Annotated in this window: 1 protein-coding gene; it reads right to left on the reverse strand. The window is 49.8% G+C overall.

Going from position 1 to position 516, the window contains the following annotated elements; all coding sequences use genetic code 11:
• Positions 1–516: hypothetical protein (locus tag QM460_RS10515; protein ID WP_414290065.1), on the reverse strand; the 516-nt coding region annotated here is incomplete at both ends.

Consider the following 516-nt stretch of genomic DNA (forward strand, 5'->3'; position numbering starts at 1 on the left):
CAAGTACGTCAGCAAGTACATCTGCTAGCACGTCGGCATCAACAAGTGCAAGTACGTCAGCAAGTACATCCGCATCAACAAGTGCAAGTACGTCAGCAAGTACGTCGGCCTCAACAAGCGCAAGCACTTCAGCAAGTACGTCAGCCTCAACAAGTGCAAGTACCTCAGCAAGTACATCGGCATCAACAAGTGCAAGCACATCAGCAAGTACGTCAGCAAGTACATCTGCTAGCACGTCAGCATCAACAAGCGCAAGCACTTCAGCAAGTACGTCAGCCTCAACAAGTGCAAGTACCTCAGCAAGTACATCGGCCTCAACAAGTGCAAGTACGTCAGCAAGTACGTCAGCCTCAACAAGCGCAAGCACATCAGCAAGTACGTCAGCCTCAACAAGTGCAAGTACATCTGCTAGCACGTCGGCATCAACAAGTGCAAGTACATCAGCAAGCACATCTGCTTCAACAAGTGCAAGCACATCAGCAAGTACGTCAGCATCAACAAGCGCAAGTACGTCAG

Source organism: Streptococcus infantis, assembly GCF_047464415.1.
In the GTDB taxonomy this organism is placed as follows: domain Bacteria; phylum Bacillota; class Bacilli; order Lactobacillales; family Streptococcaceae; genus Streptococcus; species Streptococcus infantis_AE.